The organism is Curtobacterium sp. MCLR17_045 (genome assembly GCF_003234405.1).
Classification (GTDB): domain Bacteria; phylum Actinomycetota; class Actinomycetes; order Actinomycetales; family Microbacteriaceae; genus Curtobacterium; species Curtobacterium flaccumfaciens.
In genome coordinates, this window is sequence record NZ_QKTB01000001.1 from 288393 (window position 1) to 312850 (window position 24458).

Annotated in this window: 21 protein-coding genes and 3 tRNA genes; 12 read left to right on the top strand and 12 right to left on the bottom strand. The window is 69.1% G+C overall.

The features are described from left to right. The first annotated feature begins 9 nt into the window (after window positions 1-9). The 7 genes from recF (at window position 10) to DEJ05_RS01510 (ending at window position 7395) form a co-directional block, all read left to right on the top strand. Window positions 10-1305, top strand: a complete 1296-nt coding sequence (gene recF / locus DEJ05_RS01480) for a DNA replication/repair protein RecF (RefSeq protein ID WP_111109538.1) — start codon at window positions 10-12, stop codon at window positions 1303-1305. After that, a complete protein-coding gene (locus tag DEJ05_RS01485; RefSeq protein ID WP_027466919.1) occupies window positions 1305-1805 on the top strand; it encodes a DUF721 domain-containing protein in 501 nt (166 codons plus the stop codon). The genes recF and DEJ05_RS01485 overlap by 1 nt, the downstream gene beginning before the upstream one ends. A 133-nt stretch (window positions 1806-1938) precedes the next feature. After that, entirely contained in the window at window positions 1939-3942 is a 2004-nt protein-coding gene (gene gyrB / locus DEJ05_RS01490) for a DNA topoisomerase (ATP-hydrolyzing) subunit B (protein WP_071404134.1), read from the top strand. 114 nt (window positions 3943-4056) lie between these two features. Beyond that, entirely contained in the window at window positions 4057-6714 is a 2658-nt protein-coding gene (gene gyrA / locus DEJ05_RS01495) for a DNA gyrase subunit A (RefSeq protein WP_111109539.1), read from the top strand. Then, a complete protein-coding gene (locus DEJ05_RS01500; RefSeq protein WP_027466922.1) occupies window positions 6707-7114 on the top strand; it encodes a DUF3566 domain-containing protein in 408 nt (135 codons plus the stop codon). The genes gyrA and DEJ05_RS01500 overlap by 8 nt, the downstream gene beginning before the upstream one ends. A gap of 75 nt (window positions 7115-7189) precedes the next feature. Then, a tRNA-Ile gene (locus DEJ05_RS01505) sits at window positions 7190-7266 on the top strand. Window positions 7267-7322: 56 nt separating this feature from the next. Further along, window positions 7323-7395 (top strand) — tRNA-Ala (locus tag DEJ05_RS01510). A 411-nt stretch (window positions 7396-7806) separates the two neighbouring features. Here DEJ05_RS01510 and DEJ05_RS01515 read toward each other — a convergent pair. Then, entirely contained in the window at window positions 7807-8382 is a 576-nt protein-coding gene (locus DEJ05_RS01515; RefSeq protein ID WP_051597033.1) for a hypothetical protein, read from the bottom strand. A gap of 115 nt (window positions 8383-8497) precedes the next feature. On the opposite strand from DEJ05_RS01515, the gene DEJ05_RS01520 reads away from it, so the two are divergent. Together DEJ05_RS01520 and DEJ05_RS01525 are read left to right on the top strand one after the other, a co-directional pair. Then, entirely contained in the window at window positions 8498-9037 is a 540-nt protein-coding gene (locus tag DEJ05_RS01520) for a peptidylprolyl isomerase (protein WP_027466924.1), read from the top strand. Between the two features lie 7 nt (window positions 9038-9044). Continuing rightward, window positions 9045-9899 carry a rhomboid family intramembrane serine protease gene (locus DEJ05_RS01525; protein ID WP_111109540.1) on the top strand — a complete coding sequence of 285 codons (855 nt, stop codon included), beginning with the start codon at window positions 9045-9047 and terminating at the stop codon, window positions 9897-9899. A 349-nt stretch (window positions 9900-10248) separates the two neighbouring features. On the opposite strand, the gene DEJ05_RS01530 is transcribed toward DEJ05_RS01525, so the two are convergent. Beyond that, the gene (locus DEJ05_RS01530; protein ID WP_071404137.1) at window positions 10249-10503 is read right to left on the bottom strand and encodes a cell division protein CrgA; all 255 of its coding nucleotides are present in this window, start codon (window positions 10501-10503) and stop codon (window positions 10249-10251) included. 81 nt (window positions 10504-10584) lie between these two features. On the opposite strand from DEJ05_RS01530, the gene DEJ05_RS01535 reads away from it, so the two are divergent. Then, on the top strand, window positions 10585-11229 hold the full coding sequence (locus tag DEJ05_RS01535; protein WP_111022494.1) for an aminodeoxychorismate/anthranilate synthase component II: 645 nt from the start codon (window positions 10585-10587) through the stop codon (window positions 11227-11229). A gap of 270 nt (window positions 11230-11499) precedes the next feature. Here DEJ05_RS01535 and pknB read toward each other — a convergent pair whose 3' ends face one another. The 7 genes from pknB to DEJ05_RS01570 form a co-directional block, all read right to left on the bottom strand. Beyond that, window positions 11500-13317 (bottom strand): Stk1 family PASTA domain-containing Ser/Thr kinase, encoded by a 1818-nt coding sequence (gene pknB / locus DEJ05_RS01540; protein ID WP_258376062.1) that lies wholly within the window; start codon window positions 13315-13317, stop codon window positions 11500-11502. A gap of 121 nt (window positions 13318-13438) precedes the next feature. Further along, window positions 13439-15205, bottom strand: a complete 1767-nt coding sequence (locus tag DEJ05_RS01545) for a serine/threonine-protein kinase (RefSeq protein WP_111109542.1) — start codon at window positions 15203-15205, stop codon at window positions 13439-13441. Further along, on the bottom strand, window positions 15202-16656 hold the full coding sequence (locus tag DEJ05_RS01550; RefSeq protein ID WP_111109543.1) for a penicillin-binding protein 2: 1455 nt from the start codon (window positions 16654-16656) through the stop codon (window positions 15202-15204). Before DEJ05_RS01550 ends, DEJ05_RS01545 begins: the two co-directional genes overlap by 4 nt. After that, complete coding sequence (locus DEJ05_RS01555; protein WP_071404142.1) at window positions 16653-18098, bottom strand: FtsW/RodA/SpoVE family cell cycle protein; 1446 nt, start codon at window positions 18096-18098, stop codon at window positions 16653-16655. The genes DEJ05_RS01550 and DEJ05_RS01555 overlap by 4 nt, the downstream gene beginning before the upstream one ends. Beyond that, a complete protein-coding gene (locus DEJ05_RS01560) occupies window positions 18095-19447 on the bottom strand; it encodes a Stp1/IreP family PP2C-type Ser/Thr phosphatase (RefSeq protein ID WP_071404143.1) in 1353 nt (450 codons plus the stop codon). Before DEJ05_RS01560 ends, DEJ05_RS01555 begins: the two co-directional genes overlap by 4 nt. A 6-nt stretch (window positions 19448-19453) precedes the next feature. Next, window positions 19454-20005 (bottom strand): FHA domain-containing protein, encoded by a 552-nt coding sequence (locus tag DEJ05_RS01565; protein ID WP_071404144.1) that lies wholly within the window; start codon window positions 20003-20005, stop codon window positions 19454-19456. After that, on the bottom strand, window positions 20002-20682 hold the full coding sequence (locus DEJ05_RS01570; protein ID WP_017887797.1) for a DUF3662 and FHA domain-containing protein: 681 nt from the start codon (window positions 20680-20682) through the stop codon (window positions 20002-20004). Before DEJ05_RS01570 ends, DEJ05_RS01565 begins: the two co-directional genes overlap by 4 nt. 86 nt (window positions 20683-20768) lie before the next feature. Here DEJ05_RS01570 and DEJ05_RS01575 point away from each other — a divergent pair. Next, a tRNA-Leu gene (locus DEJ05_RS01575) sits at window positions 20769-20855 on the top strand. An 85-nt stretch (window positions 20856-20940) separates the two neighbouring features. On the opposite strand, the gene DEJ05_RS01580 is transcribed toward DEJ05_RS01575, so the two are convergent. Beyond that, window positions 20941-21420, bottom strand: coding sequence for a hypothetical protein (locus DEJ05_RS01580; protein ID WP_071404146.1), 480 nt, complete (start codon window positions 21418-21420; stop codon window positions 20941-20943). Window positions 21421-21510: 90 nt separating this feature from the next. Here DEJ05_RS01580 and DEJ05_RS01585 point away from each other — a divergent pair, with 90 nt between their 5' ends. Then, on the top strand, window positions 21511-22212 hold the full coding sequence (locus DEJ05_RS01585) for an NUDIX domain-containing protein (RefSeq protein WP_111102876.1): 702 nt from the start codon (window positions 21511-21513) through the stop codon (window positions 22210-22212). On the opposite strand, the gene DEJ05_RS01590 is transcribed toward DEJ05_RS01585, so the two are convergent. Together DEJ05_RS01590 and DEJ05_RS01595 are read right to left on the bottom strand one after the other, a co-directional pair. Next, window positions 22195-22812: a TetR/AcrR family transcriptional regulator gene (locus DEJ05_RS01590; RefSeq protein ID WP_181440621.1), complete on the bottom strand. Its 618-nt coding sequence runs from the start codon at window positions 22810-22812 to the stop codon at window positions 22195-22197. The genes DEJ05_RS01585 and DEJ05_RS01590 overlap by 18 nt on opposite strands. A 20-nt stretch (window positions 22813-22832) precedes the next feature. Further along, window positions 22833-24368 carry a PucR family transcriptional regulator gene (locus DEJ05_RS01595; protein ID WP_111109545.1) on the bottom strand — a complete coding sequence of 512 codons (1536 nt, stop codon included), beginning with the start codon at window positions 24366-24368 and terminating at the stop codon, window positions 22833-22835. Window positions 24369-24458 lie beyond the last annotated feature (90 nt).

A 24458-nucleotide genomic window follows, 5' to 3' on the forward strand; every position in this document is an offset into this window, starting at 1 on the left:
TCGGCCCGCGTGCACGTCGACCATCTCCAACTGACCGACTTCCGGAACTACCGGGAGGCGGACGTCGACCTCGCACGCGGGCCGAACCTGTTCGTCGGGCGCAACGGACAGGGCAAGACCAACCTGGTCGAGGCGATCGGGTACCTCTCCACCCTCGGCTCGCACCGCGTCCCCACCGACGCAGCGCTCGTCCGTCAAGGATGCGACGCCGCGATCGTCCGGGCTCGACTCGCGCACGAGGACCGCAGCATCCTCGCCGAGGTGCAGATCAACCGCACCGGTGCCAACCGTGCGCAGGTGAACCGGTCGGCGATCAAGCCGCGGGAGCTTCCGCGCTACTGCACGAGTGTGCTCTTCGCCCCGGAGGACCTCGCCCTCGTGCGGGGCGAGCCGGCCGGGCGACGCCGGATGCTCGACGAGCTGCTCGGCCAGATCGCACCGCGGATGCAGGGCGTGCTCGCCGACTACGACCGCACGCTCCGCCAGCGGAACACCCTGCTGAAGTCGGCCCGTGCCACCGGCGCGAAGGCGAACGCCCTGTCGACGCTCGACGTCTGGGACGACCGGCTCGTCGGACTCGGCGCCGAGATCGTCGCAGCCCGTGACCACCTGACCCGGCGGCTCGCACCCTTCGTGGCCGAGGCCTACGCGACCGTCGCCGGCGAACACCACGACGCCTCGATCACCGGCGTCCTGTCCATCCGCGGTGGCGACCCCGAGTCCGCGGCGGCGACCGACCCCGTGCTCGGGACCCCCGACGAGCCCGTCACGGTCGCGTCGGCTGCCGAAGCGTTCGCGGCCGCCCTCGAGCGCCGTCGCCGGGACGAACTCGACCGCGGGCTCACCCTCGTCGGACCGCACCGGGACGACGTTCTGTTCCAACTCAACGGGTTACCGGCCCGCGGGTACGCGAGTCACGGCGAATCCTGGTCCTTCGCGCTGGCCATCCAGCTCGCGGGCGCATCGATCCTGCGCGCCGAGTCGAACCTGGGCGACCCGATCATCATCCTCGACGACGTCTTCGCCGAACTCGACGAATCGCGGCGGGAACGGTTGGCGAACGCCGTCGCCGACTACGAGCAGGTGCTCATCACGGCCGCGGTCTTCGGTGACGTGCCCGGGAAGCTGGCGGCGCACACCGTGCGGATCGAGGCGGGCACGATCGTGACCGACGAGGCGGACGCGACCCGGGCCTCCAGTCCGGCGACGGACGCGACGGACGCGACGGACGGGACCGACGCGATCGACGCGGCGGACGCGACCGTCGCGGACAGCAAGACGGACCCGACCGAAGCCGACGCCTGATGCCGAAGCCCCGCAAGCCCACCGAACCCTCGCAGGTCTACCGCCACCTGCGCGCGGTGTTCGGCGACCCGTCCAAGCGCGGCACCGATGCCCGCCGCCGCCGTGCCCGCGAGTTCGACGCCGACACCGTGCCGTACGGGCGCGGCCGCGAGCCGAAGGGCCTCGCGGACATCGTCGGTTCGCTCGCTCAGGAACTCGGTTGGACCGAACCCCTCGCCCGCTCCGAGCTCTTCGTGGACTGGCCGAGCGTCGTCGGCGAGGAGCTGGCGAAGCACTCCCGACCGGTCACCATCGAGGACGGCGCACTCGTCATCCGGTGCGACTCGACGGCCTGGGCGACCCAGCTCCGACTGATGCGTGCGACGGTCACGACGACCATCGCGGAACGGCACCCCGAAGCCGGGGTCGAGTCGATCAGGGTTTCCGGCCCGGACGCCCCCACGTGGAAACGCGGCCCCAGGACGGTCCAGGGGCGCGGTCCTCGCGACACCTACGGTTGAGGCGACGAAATCATCCTGGAGTGCCAGAAAAGCCCGTCTGCGGGGCAGATGAGCCCTCGAAAGAGGGGGCTCTGCGGTAGACTGGGAGGTGCAGTGCGCGGGCGTTCCGCGCGCAGGCAGGAGCACGCTCGACATGGCAGCAGAATCTGAAGACGACCGGCAGAACCCGCTCGGCGCGGAGACCCCGCAGAGCGAACCGTCCTACGGCGCAGACCAGATTCAGGTGCTCGAGGGGCTCGAGGCGGTCCGCAAGCGCCCCGGTATGTACATCGGTTCGACCGGCCCCCGCGGTCTGCACCACCTGGTCCAGGAGATCGTCGACAACTCCGTCGACGAAGCCCTCGCCGGGTACTGCGACACCATCGACGTGAGCATCCGTGAAGACGGTGGCGTCCGCGTCGTCGACAACGGCCGTGGCATCCCGGTCGACGTCCACGCGGCCGAGGGGGTCTCGACCCTGCAGGTCGTCCTCACCGTCCTGCACGCCGGCGGCAAGTTCGGCGGTGGCGGCTACGCCGTCTCCGGCGGTCTGCACGGCGTCGGTTCGTCCGTCGTGAACGCGCTGAGCTCCGAGCTCGACGTCGAGGTCCGTCGCCAGGGCCACGTCTGGCGCCAGAGCTACACCGACGGTGTCCCCGTCGCGCCAGTCTCCAAGGACGAAGAGACCGACGAGACCGGCACGACGATCACGTTCTGGCCGAACGCCGAGATCTTCGAGTCCGTCGTCTTCGACTACGAGACCCTGCGCACCCGGTTCCAGCAGATGGCCTTCCTGAACAAGGGCCTGCGGATCAACCTCCGCGACGAGCGCGCCCCGGAAGAAGGGGAAGAGGCCCGCAACGACACCTTCATGTACGAGCGTGGTCTCGCCGACTACGTCGAGTACATCAACGCGCAGAAGAAGGCCGACCTCGTCCACCCGGACGTCATCGGCTTCGAGTCCGAGGACCCGGAGCGCAAGATCGCGCTCGAGGTCGCGATGCAGTGGAACACCTCGTACCAGGAGAGCGTCCACACCTTCGCGAACACGATCAACACGCACGAGGGCGGCACCCACGAAGAGGGCTTCCGTGCCGCACTGACGACCCTCGTCAACCGCTACGCGCGCGAGACGAAGATCATCAAGGAGAAGGACGACAACCTCACGGGTGACGACATCCGCGAAGGGCTGACGGCCGTCATCTCCGTGAAGCTCGGCGAGCCGCAGTTCGAGGGGCAGACGAAGACCAAGCTCGGCAACACCGAGGCGAAGTCGTTCGTGCAGCGCGTCGTCGGCACCGAGCTGACCCACTGGTTCGAGAGCAACCCGACGCAGGCACGCGACGTCGTCCGCAAGGCGATCCAGGCGTCGCAGGCGCGGCTCGCTGCCCGCAAGGCGCGCGAGACCACCCGCCGCAAGGGCCTGCTCGAGTCGGGCGGCATGCCCGGCAAGCTCAAGGACTGCCAGTCGAAGGACCCGACCGTGTCGGAGATCTTCATGGTCGAGGGTGACTCCGCCGGCGGTTCCGCCGTGCAGGGCCGCAACCCGATGACCCAGGCGATCCTGCCCCTGCGCGGCAAGATCCTGAACGTCGAGAAGGCCCGGCTCGACCGCGCCCTCGCCAACCAGGAGATCCAGTCGATGATCACGGCGTTCGGTGCCGGCATCGGTGAGGACTTCGACCCGGACAAGGCCCGGTACCACAAGATCGTGCTGATGGCCGATGCCGACGTCGACGGCCAGCACATCACCACGCTGCTGCTCACGCTGCTGTTCCGCTACATGCGTCCGCTCATCGAGCACGGCTACGTGTACCTCGCGCAGCCGCCGCTCTACCGCCTGAAGTGGTCGAACTCGGCGCACGAGTACGTGTTCAGCGACCGGGAGCGCGACGCCCTGATGCAGGCCGGCCTCGCAGCCGGCAAGCGGATCCCGAAGGACAACGGGATCCAGCGCTACAAGGGCCTCGGCGAGATGGACTACAAGGAGCTCTGGGACACCACCATGAACCCGGACACCCGCACGCTCCTGCAGGTCACGCTCGAGGACGCGGCTGCGGTCGACAGCACCTTCTCGACCCTGATGGGTGAGGACGTCGACGCACGTCGCCAGTTCATCCAGCAGAACGCCAAGGACGTCCGCTTCCTCGACATCTAACGGCCAGGAGGCGCGGCGTGAGCCGCGTCGACCAGTCCTGACCACCTGTGGTCGCGCCCGGCGCGACCAACGGAACCACAGCCTCCAGGCTGTCCAGAAAGGGAACGAAGCCACATGGCTGACGACAACGAGAACGGCGCCGACGAGCAGCCCGAGATCGTCCACGGCGACAGCGGGGACATCGTCGTCTCCGGTGACCGCATCTCGCAGGTCGACCTGCAGCTCGAGATGCAGCGCTCGTACCTCGACTACGCGATGTCGGTCATCGTCGGTCGTGCCCTGCCGGAGGTCCGCGACGGCCTCAAGCCGGTGCACCGCCGTGTGATCTACGCGATGTTCGACGGCGGCTACCGCCCGGACCGTGCGTTCTCGAAGTGCTCCCGCGTCGTCGGTGACGTCATGGGCCAGTTCCACCCGCACGGTGACTCGGCGATCTACGACGCCCTCGTCCGCCTGGTGCAGCCGTGGTCGCTCCGGTACCCGCTCGCGCTCGGCCAGGGCAACTTCGGTTCGCCGGGCAACGACGGCGCCGCCGCTCCGCGGTACACCGAGACGAAGATGGCGCCGCTCGCGCTCGAGATGGTCCGCGACATCGACGAGGACACCGTCGACTTCCAGGACAACTACGACGGCCGCACCCAGGAGCCGGCGATCCTGCCGGCCCGGTTCCCGAACCTGCTCGTCAACGGCTCGGTCGGCATCGCGGTCGGCATGGCCACGAACATCCCGCCGCACAACCTGCGCGAGGTCGCCGAGGGCGCCAAGTGGGCGCTCGACAACCCCGACGCCACCCGCGAAGAGCTGCTCGCCGCGCTCATGCAGCGCATCAAGGGCCCGGACTTCCCGACCGGTGCACAGGTGCTCGGTACCAAGGGCATCCAGGACGCCTACCGCACCGGCCGTGGTTCGATCACGATGCGTGCCGTCGTCTCGGTGGAGGAGATCCAGGGTCGCACCTGCCTCGTCGTCACCGAGCTGCCGTACCAGGTCAACCCCGACAACCTGGCGATCAAGATCGCGGAGCTGGTCAAGGACGGCAAGCTCGCCGGTGTCGCCGACATCCGTGACGAGACCTCCGGCCGCACCGGGCAGCGCCTGGTGATCGTGCTGAAGCGTGACGCCGTCGCCAAGGTCGTGCTGAACAACCTGTACAAGCACACCCAGCTGCAGGAGAACTTCGGCGCGAACATGCTCGCGATCGTCGACGGGGTGCCCCGCACCCTGCCGCTCGACGGCTTCATCTCGGCGTGGGTCGCCCACCAGGTCGACGTCATCGTCCGCCGCACGCAGTTCCGTCTGCGCGAGGCCGAGAAGCGCGCCCACATCCTGCGTGGCTACCTGGCTGCGCTCGACGCCCTCGACGAGGTCATCGCGCTCATCCGTCGCTCGCCCGACGTCGAAGAGGCCCGCACCGGCCTGATGGACCTGCTGTCCGTCGACGAGATCCAGGCGCGCGCGATCCTCGAGCTGCAGCTCCGTCGTCTCGCCGCCCTCGAGCGTCAGAAGATCCACGACGAGGCCGAAGAGCTCGAGCGCAAGATCGCCGACTTCCAGGACATCCTCGGATCGGAGAGCCGCCAGCGCTCGATCATCCGCGACGAGTTGAGCGAGATCGTCGACCGCTTCGGCGACGACCGCCGTACCGAGATCATGTTCGGCTATGACGGCGACATGTCGATGGAAGACCTGATCCCCGAAGAGGAGATGGTCGTCACCATCACCCGCGGTGGCTACGTCAAGCGCACGCGCAGCGACCAGTACCGCTCGCAGCACCGTGGCGGTCGAGGTGTCCGCGGGGCCCAGCTCCGCGCCGACGACATCGTCGAGCACTTCTTCGTCACGACGACGCACCACTGGCTCCTGTTCCTCACCGACCAGGGCCGGGTCTACCGCGCCAAGGCGTACGAGCTGCAGGAGGCCGGCCGCGACGCGAAGGGCCAGCACGTCGCGAACCTGCTCGCGATGCAGCCCGACGAGCAGATCCAGCAGGTGCTCGACATCCGCGACTACGAGGTCGCGCAGTACCTCGTCCTCGCGACCGAGCACGGTCTGGTCAAGAAAACCGCGCTCACCGAGTACGACACGAACCGCACCGGCGGCATCATCGCGATCAACCTGCGCGACGGCGACAAGCTCCGGCAGGCGCTGCTCGTCGACGAGCACGACGACCTGCTCCTGGTGTCCCGCCAGGGCATGTCGCTCCGGTTCACGGCGACGAACGACACCCTGCGTCCGATGGGTCGCTCGACCTCGGGTGTGAAGGGCATGTCCTTCCGCGACGGCGACTCGCTGCTCGCGGCCCGGGTCGTCTCCGACGACGGCTTCGTCTGGGTCATGACCGAGGGCGGCTACGCCAAGCGCACCGCGGTCGACCAGTACCGGGTGCAGGGCCGTGGTGGTCTGGGCATCAAGGTGGCCAAGTTGGCGCTCGACCGAGGCGATCTTGTGGGCGCTCTCATCGTCGGCGAGGACGACGAGGTGCTCGTCGTGCTGCAATCGGGCAAGGTGGTAAGGTCTGCCGTGGCCGAGGTCCCTGCCAAGGGCCGTGACACGATGGGCGTCGTCTTCGCGAGGTTCGCGGAGAACGACCGGATCATCGCGGTGGCCCGGAACACCGAGCGGAACCTGGACGACCAGGACGACGCCGAGATCGAGCCCGCGGGCCCGGTGGAGACGGTCAGCCCAGCCGAAGCGGCCCCGGATTCCACTGATCCCATCGACACCGCGCCCGTCGCAGACGAGGCCGGAGAGGACCAGTCAAGCAATGAGTAGTGTCGCCGAGAAGCTCCAGAAGAAGGCGAAGCGACCCGTCGGCACCCGCCAGGTGCGGTTGCGACTGGTCTACGTCGACTTCTGGTCGATGGTGAAGCTGAGCTTCCTCATCGCCCTGGCCGGCAGCATCGTGATCGTGGTCGCCACGGCACTGGTGTGGGTCATCCTCAACCAGACGGGTGTGTTCACCCAGGTCGACGCCCTGTTGAAGGACGTCACCGGGCAGAACAGTTACTCGATCATGGACCAGTTCTCGCTGGGCCAGGTCCTCGGGTTCTCCATCGTCGTGGGCATCCTCAACGTGGTCGTCGGCACCGTGCTCGGCGCCATCGTGAGCGTGCTCTACAACCTCAGTGTTCGGATCACGGGCGGTCTGCTCGTGGGCTTCACGAACAACTGACACACCCGGGCCGGATGGGCCCACTGCTCGATTTCGTTCCGGCGGGATCGTACGGTAGGCTTTCATCCGGTCTGAGGGGCTATAGCTCAGGCGGTTAGAGCGCTTCGCTGATAACGAAGAGGTCCAAGGTTCAAGTCCTTGTAGCCCCACCAGTTCTCCGGAACAGCACGACAATTCCATCCCGTCGCCGATCACCTCGGTGGCACTCGGGGCCTTAGCTCAGTTGGTAGAGCGCCTGCTTTGCAAGCAGGATGTCGGGAGTTCGATTCTCCCAGGCTCCACTCGCATCAGCCCCTGGTTGCCGACTCCGTCGTCTGCCCAGGGGCTTCGTTCTGTGCCCATGCGCGCCGCCGCCCCTGCGGCGCGGTCGTCGCGGGCGGCTCGGTCGGCCAATCTGCCTGCGGCCGGCATCTTCTCGAGTGGTCGCGACATGCCGCGTGTGGTTCGCCGGGGTGGCTGGAACTGTTGTCGGCGCGTCCTCCGGACGACAGGTTGTGACCTTTCGGCGGCGTCCCCGGGGCGCGTTGTGCGAGCGCATGGCGGACGGGAGGCACGGTGCCAGGTCGGCGCGAGCCTCCAGGTCCGTGGATGGGCGCGTTCAGAGCAGTCGGCCGGCCCGTGCACTCAGCGTGTGCCCGGAGAACGACGAAGGGCCCCGGCAGCAGCCGGGGCCCTTCGTACGAACCGGGAGGTCAGGCGGCGGGCTTCTCCGCCGTGTCAGCGTCGTCGGCGACCCACAGGTCGTCGTCGGCGCGGAGCGTCTGGTACGCGGCGTACGCAGCACCGGCGACGGCGACGACGCCGACGATGATGAGTGCGACTCCGCCGAAGCCGAGACCCTTCTTCTGCTGCGACGGGACGTACTTCGCGGCAGCCTTCTTCGCGCTCTTGCTCTTCTTCTGCGCGTTCTTCACGATCTTCTTGACCCGGGGGTCCTTCGCGAGGTCGGTCACGCTCAGCACCGAGCCAGCGGTCGAGACGAGTCCGGGGACCACCTCGGACTGGAACTTGTGCGAAGCGCTCTGCGCTGCCGAGGTGGCAGCGTGCACGCCAGTGGCGAACGCGGGACGGATCCCGTTGTCGATCGCGTTCTGCACGCGGGGTGCGATGTCCTTGCGAGCTGCGTCCGCGGCGTTCGACCGGGCCTCAGCCAGGATCGCGTTCGCGTGCTCGAGGACCTTGCGCTGCTCGCCGAGGAGCGAGGCGGTCTGGCCCTTGAGCTTCTTGATCTGCTTCCGACGCTTTCGCGGGATCTCGATCGTCGTCATCTGGTACCTCCATCGGATCGGCGTGACCCCATCCTGCCACCACACTGCCTGACAGGTCACGGAACCGCAGCTGTGCAATCCGTCCGCGGTCAGGAGTACATGCGAGAATCGGAACATGTCTCTGCACACCGCTGTCGCAACGATCCACACCAACAAGGGCGACATCCGCGTCAACCTGTTCGGCAACCACGCACCGAAGACCGTCAAGAACTTCGTCGACCTCGCCACGGGCCAGCAGGAGTGGACCCACCCCGGCACGGGCAAGGTCTCGACCGACAAGCTCTACGACGGCGTGATCTTCCACCGCATCATCAAGGACTTCATGATCCAGGGCGGCGACCCGCTCGGCCAGGGCATCGGTGGCCCCGGGTACCGCTTCGACGACGAGATCTCCCCGGAGCTCACGTTCCAGAACCCCTACATCTTCGCCATGGCGAACGCCGGCATCCAGGGCGGCCGCGGCACCAACGGCTCGCAGTTCTTCATCACCACGGTGGCGACGCCGTGGCTGCAGGGCAAGCACACCATCTTCGGTGAGGTCGCCGACGACGAGTCTCGCGCGGTCGTCGACGCGATCGAGGGCGTCCCGACCGACGGTCGTGACAAGCCCGTCGAGGACGTCGTCATCCAGAGCATCGACGTCGAAGGCGTCTGACCCGCACGTGACCGACCAGGCGTACAACCCGAACAACACCTGCTACCGGCATCCGGACCGGCAGAGCTTCGTGCTCTGCCAGCGCTGTGGGCGGACGATCTGCCCGGAGTGCCAGACGCCGGCGGCGGTCGGGGTGCACTGCCCGGAGTGCGTGCGTGAACAGCGAGCACAGTTCGCAGCGAACCGCCGAGCGTCCGGAGCCCCCAGTGGGTTCACGGTCGCTCGGCGGCGCTTCGCCATACTCGACCAGAAGGGCACGACCGTCATCGTGGCGATCACGGTGGCGATCTGGTTGCTCGACCAGGTCAGCGGGCGGTTCTTCACGAGCTTGCTCGCCTACAACTCGTTCCTGCTGCCGACGCAGCCCTGGCGTGTGGTGACCTCGCTGTTCGTGCACTCGGGCATCTTCCACATCCTGTTCAACATGTGGGCGCTCTGGATCTTCGGTCGGATGCTCGAGAACATGCTCGGCACCTGGCGGTTCGTGGCGCTGTACTTCATCACGGGGATCTTCGGGTCCATGCTCGTCACCTTCCTGGCGCCGGGGACGACCGTGCTGGGTGCTTCGGGTGCCATCTTCGGGCTGTTCGCCGCGTTCTTCGTGCTGCAGCGCAGCCTGGGGAACAACGCCGTGCAGCTCCTCGTGCTCATGGGACTGAACCTGGTCATCGGGTTCCTGCCCGGCGTCAACATCTCGTGGCAGGCGCACGTGGGCGGGATCATCGGCGGCTTCCTGATGGGCTTCGTCTTCGCACAGACGCGCAACATCCGGAAGCGTCCGCTGCAGATCGCGCTGATCATCGGCGCGGCGGTGCTCGGCATCGCGCTCACCGCTGTCGGGTACGCGGTCACGATCGGCTGACGCGGCCACAACGCTCCCCGAACGCCCCGTCGCACTGCGGCGGGGCGTTCGTCGTTCCCGGGGTAGGCCGCGTCCTGTTCATCCACAGCTGTCCACAGCGGCTCTGGGAGTTATCCACAGGTGTGGAGAAGTCGGTGAGTTACACCAGTGTGATTATCCCCACTGTGGAATCGGTTGTGGATAACTCCGGGGTCTGGATGTGGATGACGGTGTGGAGAGTGGGGAAAAGTGTGGAGAACGGTGGGATCCTCGAGGATGTGCGTTCCAGGAGTGCTTGAGCTTGTGGAGAACGACGACGCCCGCCGCACCTTGCGGTGCGACGGGCGTCGGGAGAACAGCGGGCTGAGGGTCAGCGCCAGCGGGTGGTCATGAGGAAGCCGACGAACATGATGCCGAAGCCGACGACGATGTTCCAGGAGCCGAGGCTCGGAACCGGCAGCGTGGCGTTCGATATGTAGAAGACGATCACCCACACCAGACCGATGAGCATGAAGCCGAACATGACCGGCTTGAACCACACCGGGTTCGGGGCGTCCCCCGCGGTGTCGACCGAGTCAGCTCGGGTCGTCCGGGCGGGCTTGGTGCGGTCCTTGTCCTTGGCCATGGCCGGTATCCTACCGTGACCACGTGTGTGGATCGGCCCGCGGACCGCCGCACACATCCCCCACGAGTACGGTGAACCGCCATGACCAGGATCCTCGTCGTCGACAACTACGACAGCTTCGTCTACACGCTCAACGGGTACGTGCAGCAGCTCGGCGCCGAGACCGACGTCGTGCGCAACGATGCCTTCCCCGAGTCCGAGATCGCCGACCGCATCGCGGAGTACGACGGCGTGCTCCTGTCGCCCGGTCCGGGAACACCGGCGGCTGCCGGCGTCTCGATCCCCACGGTGCACGCGGCCATCGCCGCCGAGACCCCGCTGCTCGGTGTCTGCCTGGGGCACCAGGCCATCGCGGAGGCGCTCGGCGCCACGGTCACGCACGCCGAGGAGCTCATGCACGGCAAGACCTCCGAGGTCGACCACGACGACAGCGCGCTCTTCGCCGGCGTCCCGCACCCCTTCACGGCCACGCGGTACCACTCGCTCGCGATCGTCGACGGCACCGTCCCCGACGAGCTCACCGTGACCGCGCGGACCGAGGGCGGGGTCATCATGGGCGTGCAGCACCGCGCGCACCCCGTGTTCGGCGTGCAGTTCCACCCGGAGTCGGTCCTGACCGAGGGCGGGTACCGCATGGTCGGCAACTGGCTCGAGACCACCGGGCTGTCGGGAGCCGCCGAACGCGCCGCCGACCTCGGGCCGCTCATCGCGACGCACCGCGCCTGACGAACCCCCGCGGCGGCAGACGCCGTCGTGTCATCGAGACGCCGCCGGATCCGGCGGCGTCTCGTGCGTTCCGGGGCGTCGTGCCGACACGACGGCGTCTTCCGGCACTGGACCGCACCGTCTGCGTGACGTGCCGTCGGTTGCGGGCGTGCGCCGTGCCTCCAGGCCGTCAGGAGCGGAGGCGACGAGCGGACCTGCCTGTGGGCACGGAGGACGGACGGGAGGCCCGTCACCCGTCCGTCAGGACGGTCGCGTCAGGAGACGGTCGGCTCAGCGGCCGTCGTCACCCCGGTCGTCACCGCGATCGTTGTTCCCGTTGCTGCCGCCGCTGTCGTTGTTGGACGAGGGTGCCTTCGGCGGCGCCGCAGCTCGTGCGCAGTAGGTGAGCGTGACGGCGCTGCCCTGGGCGACGTCTCCGGCAGGGGTGTCCTGCTGGGTCACGAGTCCGCCGGTGCACGAGTAGGACGGCGCCGGGTTCACGGTGAGCCCGAGCTGCTCGACGGTGGCCTTCGCCGCCGAGTACTGCTGCTGCGTGACGTCGGGCAGCTGCACCTTGCCGTTGGAGATCGTGAGGTTGATCACGATGCCCTTGGTGTGCAGGGAACCCGACTCGGGGTCGGAGCTCAGCACGGTGCCCTCGGGGACGTCGGCCGAGTAGTCGCTCGAGATCGCGCCGAGACGGAATCCGGCGTCGTCGAGGGACTGTTGCGCAGCCGCTTGCGACTGCCCGTTGAGCTCGGGCACGGGGACGCGTTCCGGGCCGAGGGAGACCACGACGTTGACGTTCTGGTTGCGCCCGACGTTCACGCCGGAGCCCGGATCCGTCCGGATGACCGTGCCCTTGTCGACGCTGTCGGAGTTCTCCTCGACCTTGACGGGCTTGAGGTCCTTCTTGTCGAGGGCGCTGGCCGCGGCGCTGTAGGTCGACCCCGCCACGTTGGGCACGCTGACCGAGGACGACACCGGCGGCTTGCCCGGCTGCAGGTTGGCGACGAAGAACACCACGGCGACGATGACCGCGACGGTGAGCAGGATGCCGACCCAGATCCACGCGACCGGGGGCCGGTTCTGCGTGCGCTGAGGTCGGTGCTCGGCGGTGTCGTCGTCGAGTTCGCGGAACGCCGATGCGGCGTTGGTCGTCGTGCGGGGGTCGACGCCGAAGAGCACGGTCGAGGCGTCGTTCGCCGCGTTCTGCTGCTGCTTCTTCGTCGACGCGGGCACCCGGCCGGCTGCGGCCTGCTGCAGGTCCGAGCGGAACTCGGCCGCGTTCTGGAACCGGCGCGTGCGGTCCTTGACCAGGGCGTGGAGGGTCACGGCGTCGAGCGCCGGGGACACGTCGGGCGAGATCGTCGACGGTGCGACCGGCTGCTCGCTGACGTGCTGGTAGGCGACCGCCACCGGGGTGTCCCCGAGGAACGGTGCGCGACCGGTGAGGAGCTCGAAGAGCACGACGCCGGTGGAGTAGAGGTCGGTGCGGGCGTCGACGGTCTCGCCGCGGGCCTGCTCCGGTGAGAAGTACGAGGCGGTGCCGAGGATCGACGTGGTCTGCGCGACCGTCGCCGAGGTGTCGGTGATGGCCCGGGCGATGCCGAAGTCCATGACCTTGACCTGGCCGGTGTGGGTGACCATGACGTTGGCGGGCTTGATGTCGCGGTGGACCACGCCCGCACGGTGCGAGTACTCGAGCGCGGTGAGGATGCCCTCGGTGATGCGCACGGCTTCGTCCGGGGCGACGGCGCCCTCGGCGATGATGTCGGAGAGTGGACGGCCCTCGACGTACTCCATGACGATGAAGGGGACCTGCACCTCGGCGCCCGACGGCTCGGACACCGTCTCTTCGCCGGCGTCGTACACGCGGACGACGGTGGGGTGGGCCATGCGTGCAGCGGCCTGGGCTTCCTGCCGGAACCGCGTGCGGAATGCCGGGTCGTTGGCGAGGCTCGGCTTGAGGAGCTTCACCGCGACCTTGCGGCCGAGGCGGGTGTCGTTGCCGAGGTGCACGGTCGCCATGCCGCCCCGACCGATGACGTCACCGATCTCGTAGCGATTGGCGAGGAGCGTGATCCCCGCGGTCACACCTTCTGGCACGTACTCCTCCGTCTGTTCGTCCGGGCTAGTGTACGGCAGCACCACCTGGTGAGACGCTGGTCAGGGAGGGGTCGACCGAACCGTTACCGAACGGTGTCGACAGTCCCCGTCCGGGGGTCGTTCACAGGTCGTCTTGCGGGGTCTCGGTCGGGTTGATCCCGTCGTCCGGGTTGGTCGTCTCCTGGTCCGTGGGCTCGGTCCACTCGACCTGCGCGCCCGGCGAGGACGCGGAGACCACCGAGGAATCGGACTGCGGCGACTTGCAGGTCACCTTGTACGACAGGGTCACCTTGCCGTACTGGGCGCCGGCGACGGTCACCGCAGTACCGGAGGTGGAGCCGGAGCTGCTGCCGTTCGAGGGGACGGTGCCGTTGTCGATCGTGTACGTGTAGCTGACGTCCGAGTACCCGGCGGGGCAGCTCGTGTACGCGGGCCAGCTGAAGGTCACACGACCGGACTCGCTGACGGTCCCGCCGGTGGCACGCTCGGGCGCCGCTGCGGTCAGCACGTCGCCGAACGCCTTGACGGTGACGAGGGTGCCGGGGGCCAGGCTGCCCTCGGGGCTGAGCGACTCGACGGTCCCGACCTGGTCGGACGACGTGGCGTTCGACCCGGCGACGACCTCGGCCTGCAGGCCCCGGGCGCGGAGCTGGTTCGCGACCTGCTCGGCGTTCTGCCCCTGGTAGTCCGCCGCCGAGACCGTGACGCGGGTCTCGGTCGGTTCGGGGGACGGGGTCTGCGTGGGCGTGCGGGTCGGCTTCGGCGCGCTCGAGGACTTCGTGGGCTCGGGTTCCGGGGCGTTGTTCGCGTTCAGGGCGTACGCGGCGCCGGCGGCGATGGCGAGCACGACGATGATGCCGACGACCCACCAGATCCAGGCGCGCTTCTTCTTCGGTTCCTCGGGCTCGTCGGAGACGGGGGAGCGGGGGGTGCCCGGTCCGCCGGCCATCGCTCCGGCCTGGGCGCCGAGGAGTGCGGTCGCGGCGTCGTTCCCCTGGCCCTGCGGCGGGTTGAACGCGACGGTGCCGTTCTGCGCGATCGCGGGGACGGCCACGGTGGCTGCGGCGACGTCACCACGACGCAGCGCCTGTGCGGCGCGTGCGAGGTTCGCGGCCGTCGCGGGACGGTCGGCCGGCTTCTTCGCGATGCACGAGATGACCAGGGCCGAGACGGGCTCGGGGATGTCCCCGGGCAGCGGCGGCGGCTGCTCGTTGATGTGCGCCATCGCGATCGCGACCTGCGACTCACCGGTGAACGGACGACGACCCGCCAGGGCCTCGTACGCGACGATGCCGAGCGAGTAGATGTCGGTCGACGGCGAGGCGGGGTGGCCGCTCGCCTGCTCGGGCGACAGGTACTGCACCGTGCCCATCACCTGACCGGTCGCGGTGAGCGGGACCTGGTCGGCGATGCGGGCGATGCCGAAGTCGGTGATCTTGACGCGGCCGTCGGGCGTGATGAGCAGGTTGCCGGGCTTGATGTCGCGGTGCACCAGGCCGACCGCGTGTGCGGCCTGCAGGGCGTTCGCGGTCTGCGCGACGATGTCGAGCACCTTGTCGACCGGGAGCGTGTGCTCGCGCTCGATCATGGTCGACAGGGCTTCGCCGGGGACGAGCTCCATCACGAGGTAGGCGCTGCCGTCCTCCTCGCCGTAGTCGAAGACGTTGGCGATGCCCTCGTGGTTGACGAGGGCGGCGTGCCGGGCCTCGGCGCGGAAGCGCTCGAGGAAGCCGGGGTCACCGAGGTACTCGTCCTTGAGGATCTTGAGTGCGACGGTTCGGCCGATGACGAGGTCGGTCGCCTGCCACACCTCGCCCATGCCGCCGATGGCGACCCGGGAGGAGAGCTGGTACCGCCCACCGAAGGTGAGTCCGCTGGTGGGTCTCATTTGTTCAGCACCGCCTCCATGACTTTCTTCGCGACCGGGGCCGCGACCGTGTTGCCGACTCCGGACTGCCCGAGCCCGCCGCCGTTGCCGACGACGACCGCGACGGCCACCTCCGGGTCCTTGGCGGGGGCGAACCCCGTGAACCAGAGCGTGTAGGGATCGCCGGTGCCACCTTCGGCCGTGCCGGTCTTGCCGGCGACGTCGACACCGTCGATCTTGGCATTGGTACCGGTCCCCGCGCTCACGACGCTCTGCATGGCCTCGGTGAGGTCAGCGGACTCGGAGGACGACAGCGGATCACTGTACTGCTTCGGGGAGAAGGACTCGACCGTCTTCAGGTCGCTCGTGGTGATCGAGTCGACGAGTGAGGGCTGCATGACCTTGCCGCCGTTCGCGATGCCGGCCGACACCATCGCCATCTGCAGCGGGGAGACCCGGACGCTCGCCTGGCCGAAGGCGCTCAGCATGAGCTGGGCCGTCGAGTCGACGTCGGGGTACTGGCTGGCGGTCGCTGCCATCGGGATCTCGATCGCGTCGCCGAAGCCGTACTTGTCGGCCATCCTCTTGATCGCGTCGTACCCGAGCTTCTGGCCGAGTTCGGCGAAGGGGATGTTGCACGAGTACTGGATGGCTGTGCGGAGCTTGACCTTGTCGCCGCCGCCGCACGTGCCGCCCTCGGCGTTGTTGATGTACGAGCTCGTGCCGGGCAGCTGCAGTCGCGACGGGTTCGGGAACGTGGAGTCGAGGTTGTACTTGCCGCCCTCGAGTGCCGCCGAGGCCACCACGAGCTTGAACACCGATCCGGGGGTGTACAGGTCGCCGCCGATGGCACGGTTCTGCAGCGGGGCGGTGTCGGCCCCGAGCAGCGCGTCGTACTGCCGCTTGACCTCGGCCGTGTCGTGCGAGGTGAGCGAGTTCGGGTCGTAGCTCGGCTTCGACACCATCGCGAGGATCTTGCCGGTCTTCGGCTGGATCGCGACAACGGCGCCGCTGTTGGTGCCGAGTGCGTCGTACGCGGCCTGCTGCACGTCCGGGTCGATGGTCAGGTTGACGTTGTCGCCCTGGACGTCCTGGCCGGTGAGGATCGAGTTGAGGTTCTGGAAGAACGAGGCGTCCGAGTTGCCCGAGAGCACGGTGTTCTCCGCGCTCTCGATGCCGGTGTTGCCCTGCCCGATCGTGAAGTACCCGGTGACCGCGGAGTACAGGTCGCCGTTCGTGTACTTCCGCTGGTACTGGTACTGGTCGTCCACCGGGGTCGACTCGGCGATCGGGCTGCCGTCGACGAGGATCGCGCCACGCTTGGTGGAGTAACTGTCCAAGATGGTTCGGGAGTTCCGGGAGTCGGCGCGCAACGAGTCGGCCGCGAAGAACTGGATCGACGTCGTCGACACGAAGAGTGCGACGAACATGAGCACGATGACGGTCGAGACACCGCGGAGCTGTCGGTTCATCGACGACGCTCCTTCCTGGTCGCGCGCGCAGACCGCCCGCTCGCGGCGGGGATCGCGCCCTGCTGGACGCGTTGTTCGGCTGGGATGGAATCGGTGAGTCGCAGCAGCATCGCGGCGATGATCCAGTTGGCGATGAGCGAGGAACCACCGGCGGCCATGAACGGCGTGGTCAGACCGGTCACCGGGATGATCCGGGTGATGCCACCGACGACGACGAACACCTGCAGGGCGATGATGAAGCCGAAGCCGACCCCGAGCAGCTTGCCGAAGTCGTCCTGCGCCATGAACCCGACGCGGATGCCACGCGAGGCGAACACGATGAAGAGGGCGAGGATCGCGAAGACGCCGATCAGGCCGAGCTCTTCACCGAGCGACGCGACGATGTAGTCGGCGTTGGCGACCGGCGTGATGTACGGCCGGCCCTGCCCGAGCCCCGTGCCGGTGATCCCGCCGTTCGCGAAGCCGAACAGGCCCTGCACCAGCTGGTAGCTCGCCTGGGTGTCGCGGCTGAAGACCTCTTGGTTGAACGGGTCGAGCCACTGTTCGAAGCGACCGCGGACGTACTCCAGGACGCTCTGCGCGACGAGGGCGCCACCGATGAACAGCGTGAGACCGATCGCGACCCAGCTGATCCGTGCCGTGGCCACGTAGATCATCACCAGGAACAGGCCGAAGTAGAGCAGGGCGGTGCCGAGGTCGCGCTGGAACACCAGGACGGCCATCGCGGCGCCCCACATGACCAGGATCGGGCCGAGGTCACGGGCACGCGGGAACGTCATGCCGAGGAACTTCTTGCCGACGATCGACAGCGAGTCGCGGGCGGTGACGAGGTACCCGGCGAAGAACAGCGCCATGGTGATCTTCGCGAGCTCACCGGGCTGGAACGAGAACGGGCCGATCTTGATCCAGACCCGCGCGCCACCGATGTTCGTGCCGATCCCCGGCAGCATCGGCAGGAGCAGCAGGACGATCGTGAGCGCCATGAAGATGTACCGGTACCGCTGCAGGAACCGGTGGTTCCGGACGGCGACGAGCGTGATGATCGCCAGGACCATCGCGAGCATCGTCCAGACGATCTGCTTCACGCCGATGGCGTCCCAGCCGGACAGGCCGTTGTGGACGTCGATGCGGTAGATCTCGGCGATGCCGATGCCGTTCAGGACGAGCGCGATCGGCAGGATGAACGGGTCGGCGTTCTTGGCGACGACCCGCAGCACCACGTGCATGACCAGCGCGAGGCCGAGGATGCCGCCGCCGACCCAGAGCACCGACTGGTCGAACAGCCGGCCCTTGGTGCCGAGCTGCACGAGCACCATCGCACCCGCGCAGATGCCGCACGCGATGACGAGCAGGAAGAGCTCGAGGTTCCGCGCGCGAGCGGGCTCTCGGAGCTTGATCGTGATCGCCTGGGTGAAGGACTGGGCGGCCGTGGCGTTGCTCATCGCGGGCTCCGCGTGGGGCTCGGCGACGGCGATCGGGTCGGCGAGGGCGACGGGGACGAGCTGGCGTCGCCGTCCCCACCGGTGCCGGCCTGGTCCTCACCGGTCGCGGCGGCCTTGCGCAGGCGCTCGACGATGTCCCGTGCGTCGGAGAGCGACTGCGCGTTGATCGTGGAGCGGACGTTCTCGCGGGTGTAGTCCGGCAGCGACGAGACCGTGATGTCGCTGTCCTCGTACACGTCCGACAGGGCCAACGGCCCGATCGACTGCTGCACGCCCTTGTAGATCGCGACGGTGCCCCGGTCGGTACCGACGTAGTAGTGGTCCTGCGTGATCCGCCAGCCGACGAACACCGCGCCGACGAGCACGGCGACGGCGACCACGAGCGCGACGGTCCAGGACACCCGACGACGGATGCGGCGTCGGCGGTCCTCGGCGATGAGCTCGGCGAAGAACTGGTCGGACTCCGGTTCGAAGTGCGAGTCCTCGGGGGCGGTGGTGACCTTGAGCGGGTGCAGCAGGATCGTGGGGAGGCGGATCGGCTTGCGGCCGGTCGACGCCTCGAAGGTGAGCGGTGCCGCGGCGGAGCCGACCGTGGTGGCCGCGTCGTCGTCGTCCTCGGGTTCGGTGTCCGTGACATCCATCACCACGACGGTGACGTTGTCGGGGGCGCCGTGGTCGAGCGTCTCCTTCACCAGGCGCTGCGTGACCTGGTTGGCGTCCATGTTCGAGGCCAGGGCGTGACGGATGCGCTCTTCGGCCAGGTACGAGGACAGGCCGTCGGAACAGAGCAGCCAGCGGTCGCCCGGCTGGATGTCCATGATGGCCGTGTCGACCTCGGGTGCAGCATCGACGTCGCCGAGCACGCGCATCAGCACGGAGCGACGCGGGTGGACCGCGGCTTCCTCCGGCGTGATCCGGCCGCTGTCGACCAGCCGCTGGACGAAGGTGTGGTCCGACGTGATCTGCTGCAGCTCGCCGTCGCGGTGACGGTAGATGCGGGAGTCGCCGATGTGCGCGATCGCGATCTGCTCGCCGACGCGGATCATCGCGGACACCGTGGTGCCCATGCCGGTGAGCTCCTGGTGCTCGAACACGGTCTCGGTGATCAGCTGGTTCGCCGCGATGAGCGCCGACTGCAGCGCGAACTCGGCGTCGTGCGCCGACGGGAACTCGCGGTCGACCTCGCGGATGCGTCGGATCGCGATCGCCGAGGCGACGTCACCGCCGGCGTGGCCGCCCATGCCGTCCGCCACCGCGAACAGGTGCGCCCCGGCGTAGCCGGAGTCCTGGTTGTTCGCGCGGATGCGCCCCACGTGGGACACAGCGGCGCTCAGCGTGCGAGCGGTCATGCCGGGTTACCGCCGCAGCTCGAACGTCGTCGTCCCGATCGTGATGGGCGTGCCCTCTGCCACGAGGACGGGAGCGCTCACCTTCTGACCGTTGACGAAGGTGCCGTTCGTGGACTCGAGGTCGGTGAGGAGCCAGCCGTCGGCGCGGAGGTCGAGGCGGGCGTGGTTGGTCGAGGTGTAGTCGTCACGGATCACGACGTTCGACTCGCTCGAACGCCCGATCGTGATGGGGCCGCCACCCAGCGGCATCTCCATGCCCTCGCGCGCACCCTCGGTGATGACGAGTCGGGCCGCTGCCGGCGAGGCGGGCCGTTGCCCACTGCTCGGTTGACCGATCACGTCGGTGAAGGCACCGCTCGAGGCGGGCCCGGGGGCCGCCGCAGCGGGGACGGTGGGGGTGCTGGGCCCGGACGGCGCCGACTTGGGATCGGTCGGGATCGTGCGGACGCGCTGGCCGAAGAGATCGCTGCGCAGGGCGAACACGATCACGAAGACGAACAGCCAGAGCACCGCGAGGAACGCGAAGCGCAGGACGAGCAGGGTCAGGCCTGTGGTCATCGAGCACCTCCGTCGTTCTCCGGGATCACCCGGAACACCATACGGGTACGACCGATCTCGATGGTGGAGTCCGGCTCAACGATCGCCTGCTGGAAGTGCTGACCGTTCAGTTTCGAGCCGTTCGTGGAGCCGAGATCGGTGGCCTGGGCGTGCTTGCCGTCCCACAGCACCTCGACGTGCTTCCGGCTCGTCCCGGTGTCCGCGATGGTGATGTCCGCGTCGCTTCCGCGCCCGATCACCGTGCGCCCGCGGTGCAGTCGGTGTCGCTGCGAGCCGATGTCGAGCACCGGGATCCAGGCCACGTCGCGCTGCACGGTGGTGGAGTCGACCTGCAGGATGCCCGTCGAGAGCGTGCCGTCCTGCTGGAGCCGGATGGTGACCGGGCCGGAGAACGAGTAGTTCTGCGCGACGGCGTGTTGGTGCACCATCTGGGTCAGTTCGTCGATGAGCGGGCGACCGACGTCGTTCATGCGCGTGCAGTCGGGCGGTGCCAGGCGCACGGTGAACTCGTTCGGCACGAGGATGCGTTCACGGGAGACCACCGCGGCCTTCGTGTCGAGCTCGCGCCGCAGGGCGCTCGAGATCTCGACGGGCTGCACCCCGGAGCGGAAGGTCTTCGCGAACGCGCCGTTGACGGCGCGTTCCAACCCTCGCTCGAAGTTGTCCAGCAGGCCCATGCGTCTCCCGTGTCGTCGGTCGTCAACCACTGCATGGTAGTGGTTGGCGTTGACACCCGTCTGTGCGTGGTAGTGTTTCGGGGCTGGCGCGAGTGGCGGAATTGGTAGACGCGCACGGTTCAGGTCCGTGTGCTGGAAACGGCGTGGGGGTTCAAGTCCCCCCTCGCGCACCAGGCGAAAACAGGAAAGGCCCCGGAGGAATCCGGGGCCTTTCCTGTTTCTCGGGCCGGGCCGGGACGGCCGTCGACGCTTCCGGCCTCAGCCCCGGTCGGCGTCCGTCGTGTGGTCGGCATCCGGCCTGGAGGCACGGCTCGGCCCCGACACGCCGGTTCCGTCGAACCCGTGGTCGGCTCTCCGGGCCTGCTGCGGGGCGAAGAACGGGCGCGCGCTGGGCAGGAACAGCAGGACCGCGGCGACGACCGACAGCGCGATCGTCAGGACCGCGAGTTCGCCGCCGGTGACGCTCAGGAGCGCGCGGAAGGCCGCGACGACGACGAGCACGATGCGCGCGACGCGGGAGCCCGCGGCCATCCGGAACACCGCCCACGTCACCAGGGCCCAGAGCACCAGGGCGACGATCCCGGCGAGGACCGGCGCCTGGCCGACCGCCGCGTCCGTCGCGAAGAACTGGAGCACCGTGGCCGCGACGCAGGCTGCCACCCACACCAACCACAGCACGAAGGACACGGTGACCACCTGCGGTCGGTCCGGTCGTCGGAGGATGAACGTCCTGGTCATGCTGCACCGTCCTCTGCCGCTCCCTGGTGCGGCACGTCGAGCGTACCGAGCGGACGGAGTCCTGCCGAGGTGCCCCGCTACGGTGACCGGGTGACCGACGAACGCACCACCGTCCAGCGTCCCGGAGTGGACGTCCCCGACGACCGTGGTCGGACGGGCCTCGACGCCGTGGGCCGTGCCCTCGACCGCAACCCCGACGTCGTCGTGCGGGACGTCGAGGTGGTGTCGAACGGGTGGCACGTGCTCCGCCGCACGACCCTCGACGTCCGGCGCCGTGACGGTCGGTGGGACCGGCAGCAGCGCGAGACCTACGACCGCGGCAACGGCGCGACGGTGCTGCCGTACGACGCCGAGCGCGGCACCGTCCTGCTCACGCGGCAGTTCCGGTGGCCCGCGTACGTGAACGGACACCCGGACGGCATGTTGATCGAGGCCGCGGCGGGACTGCTCGACGAGGACGACCCCGAGACCGCGGTGCGGCGTGAAGCGGTCGAGGAGCTCGGCATCCGGCTCGGTGCGCTCGAGCACCTGGGCGACGTGTTCATGAGCCCCGGTTCGGTCACCGAGCGGGTGCACTTCTACCTCGGCGCGTACACCCCGGCCGACCGGGTCGAGGCCGGCGGCGGCATCGAGGACGAGGGCGAGGACATCGAGGTGCTCGAGGTGCAGCTCGACGAGGCGCTCGCGATGGTGGCGGACGGTCGGATCGCCGACGGCAAGACGATCATGCTGCTGCAGTGGGTGGCAATGCGGTCAGTGGCACTGCGGCGGGTGTCACCCCGACAGGGCTGACCCGTCCAGGCCCACCGCTCGTGCGATCGTCGTGCGGACCAGGCCCTCGCGGGTCGGGCGGTCGAGGTAGTCGACCAGGGCGTACCCGTTGGTGGCGTCGACGAGCGCGAAGAGCAGCCGTCCGACGCCGTCCGGGTCGTCGGTGTGCAGTACCCCCGCGCGCACCCCGTCGACGACGACCGTGGTGGCGAGGAGCTGCCAGTCGTCCATGGCGTCCCGTGCCGCGGTCGCCAGTGCCGCGTTCGTGCGGCCGATGCTCCACGCGTCGGCCCACAGGGTGGCGACGTCGTCGCGGGCGGGGTCGGCGATGCAACCGAGCAGGGTGCGGAGGCCGGAGACGGGGTCGGGCGCAGCGGCGACGATCGCGCGGACCTCAGCGACCTCGGCGTCCGCGACGGTGCGGAACGTCTCGCCGACCAGGTCCTCCATGCTCGGGCGGTAGTGGGCGACGAGCGAGGGTGCGACCCCGATCACGGCGGCGACCCCGCGGAGCGTCACCGCCGCGAGGCCCTCGGCACGCGCCAGTTCGACGGCGGCTGCCGTGATCTGGGATCCGCGTTCGGCCGGGCTCAGGCGCCGGCGGGCCGGTGTCGACGGCATCGTCCCACCGTATCCGCGCATCACGCGCCCTCGACCACGAAGGCTGCCCAGAGGTCGGCCCGGGTCGAGAAGACGGAGAGGTCACGGTCGAGGAGCCGACCGGCGTGCTCCACCCGGGCGCGGGCGGTGTGCCGGTGGATGCCGAGGACCCGTGCGGTGCGGTCGTACTCGCAGTTCTCCTGCAGCCAGGTCCGGACGGTGCCCGTGAGCTCGGTGCCGGCCGTGCGGTCGTGGTCGAGCAGCGGGGCGAGGAACGCGCGGGCGACGGCACCGGCGTCCACGTCGACGTGGGCGAGGTGGGCGAGCACCCCTTCTCGGGCGAGGTCGCCGAACTCGGTGGTGCCCGGGCGTCCTTCACGACGTCGGTCGAGTGCCTGCACGGCCTCGGTGCGGGCGCGCCCGAAGGACCGGTACGCGGCGCCGTCGGACAGGCCGGCGCGCAGGTCGAAGCGGTCGACGAGTTCGGCGACGATCCCGGTGTCGTCCGCGTTCACGCAGAGGAACACGGCGTCGTCGACCGCGAAGAACAGGTGCCCCGGACGCTCCTGCACCCACAGTTCGAGCAGGTCCACCACGGTGTCGAGGTCGTGGTCGGGGACGTCGACGGCCGCGATCCGGACGGGTTCGGCGGGCAGCGGCCCCCACACCTCGCGGGACGTCGCCTGCACCACCTCGGGTTCGCCGACGGACAGCATCGTGAGGAGTCCGGTCCGCAGGAGTCCCCGGGCACGGGCGAGCTCGCGGTTCTGCTGCAGGGCGAGGCCGGCCAGGGCGATCACGGCCGTGACGACCTCGCGTCCGGCCCGGTCGAGTGCTCCGCCGTTCGCGATCGCGAGCACGCCGCTCAGGTGCCCGCCGCTGCCGAGCGTCTGCAGGGTGTACCCGACGCCCCGGTCCGTGGCGACCGGCAGGCTCGCCCGCTGCCCGGAGCGCAGCAGCCGCAGCGCCTCGGTGCGCAGGAGGTCGAGGTCGGCGGCGGGCAGCCCGTCGGCGGGGTGTCCGCGGTCGAGCCGCCCGGAGACGTCGAACAGGCCGACCCACCCGTCGAGCTGCCGGGACAGCTCGGCGATGGTCGCGCCGAGTCCGTCCGGTCGCATCGCGGCGAGCGAGATGGCGCGCTGCGCGGCGAGGGCCCAGGCGCCGCGCGCGTTGGCGTCCCGTGCGACCGCTTCGGCGTTGGCCTGCGCGACCGCGATGAAGGAGGTCTCGTAGGGCACCTCGAACAGCGGCAGTCCGTGCCGGGTGCAGGCGGTGACCAGGGCGTCGGGGGTGCCGGCGCGGACCACCTCGGTGCCGAACCCGAGCGCCACGACACCGCGGTCCACGAGCCGCCGGACGTAGGCATCGGCGACGTCGTCGCGGACGTCGGCTTCGGCACCGAACTGCGTGCCGGTCGTGAGCAGCCCCTGGCCTTCGGCGAGGAACGGGGTCGGGTCCTCGAGGTCCGAGCTGTGCAGCCAGGACAGCGGGGCATCGAGGGCGTGCTCGTCCGCGTCGGTGAGCGGGCGCAGGTGGAGTCCACCCCGGTGCAGCAGGGAGCGCAGCGTTGCGGGCATGCCGTCACCCTATCCACCGGGTCGATCCGCCCGGGTGTCGATGTACGCCGTGGACAGTACGAGTGTGCGGTGGTGGCTCCTACCATCGCG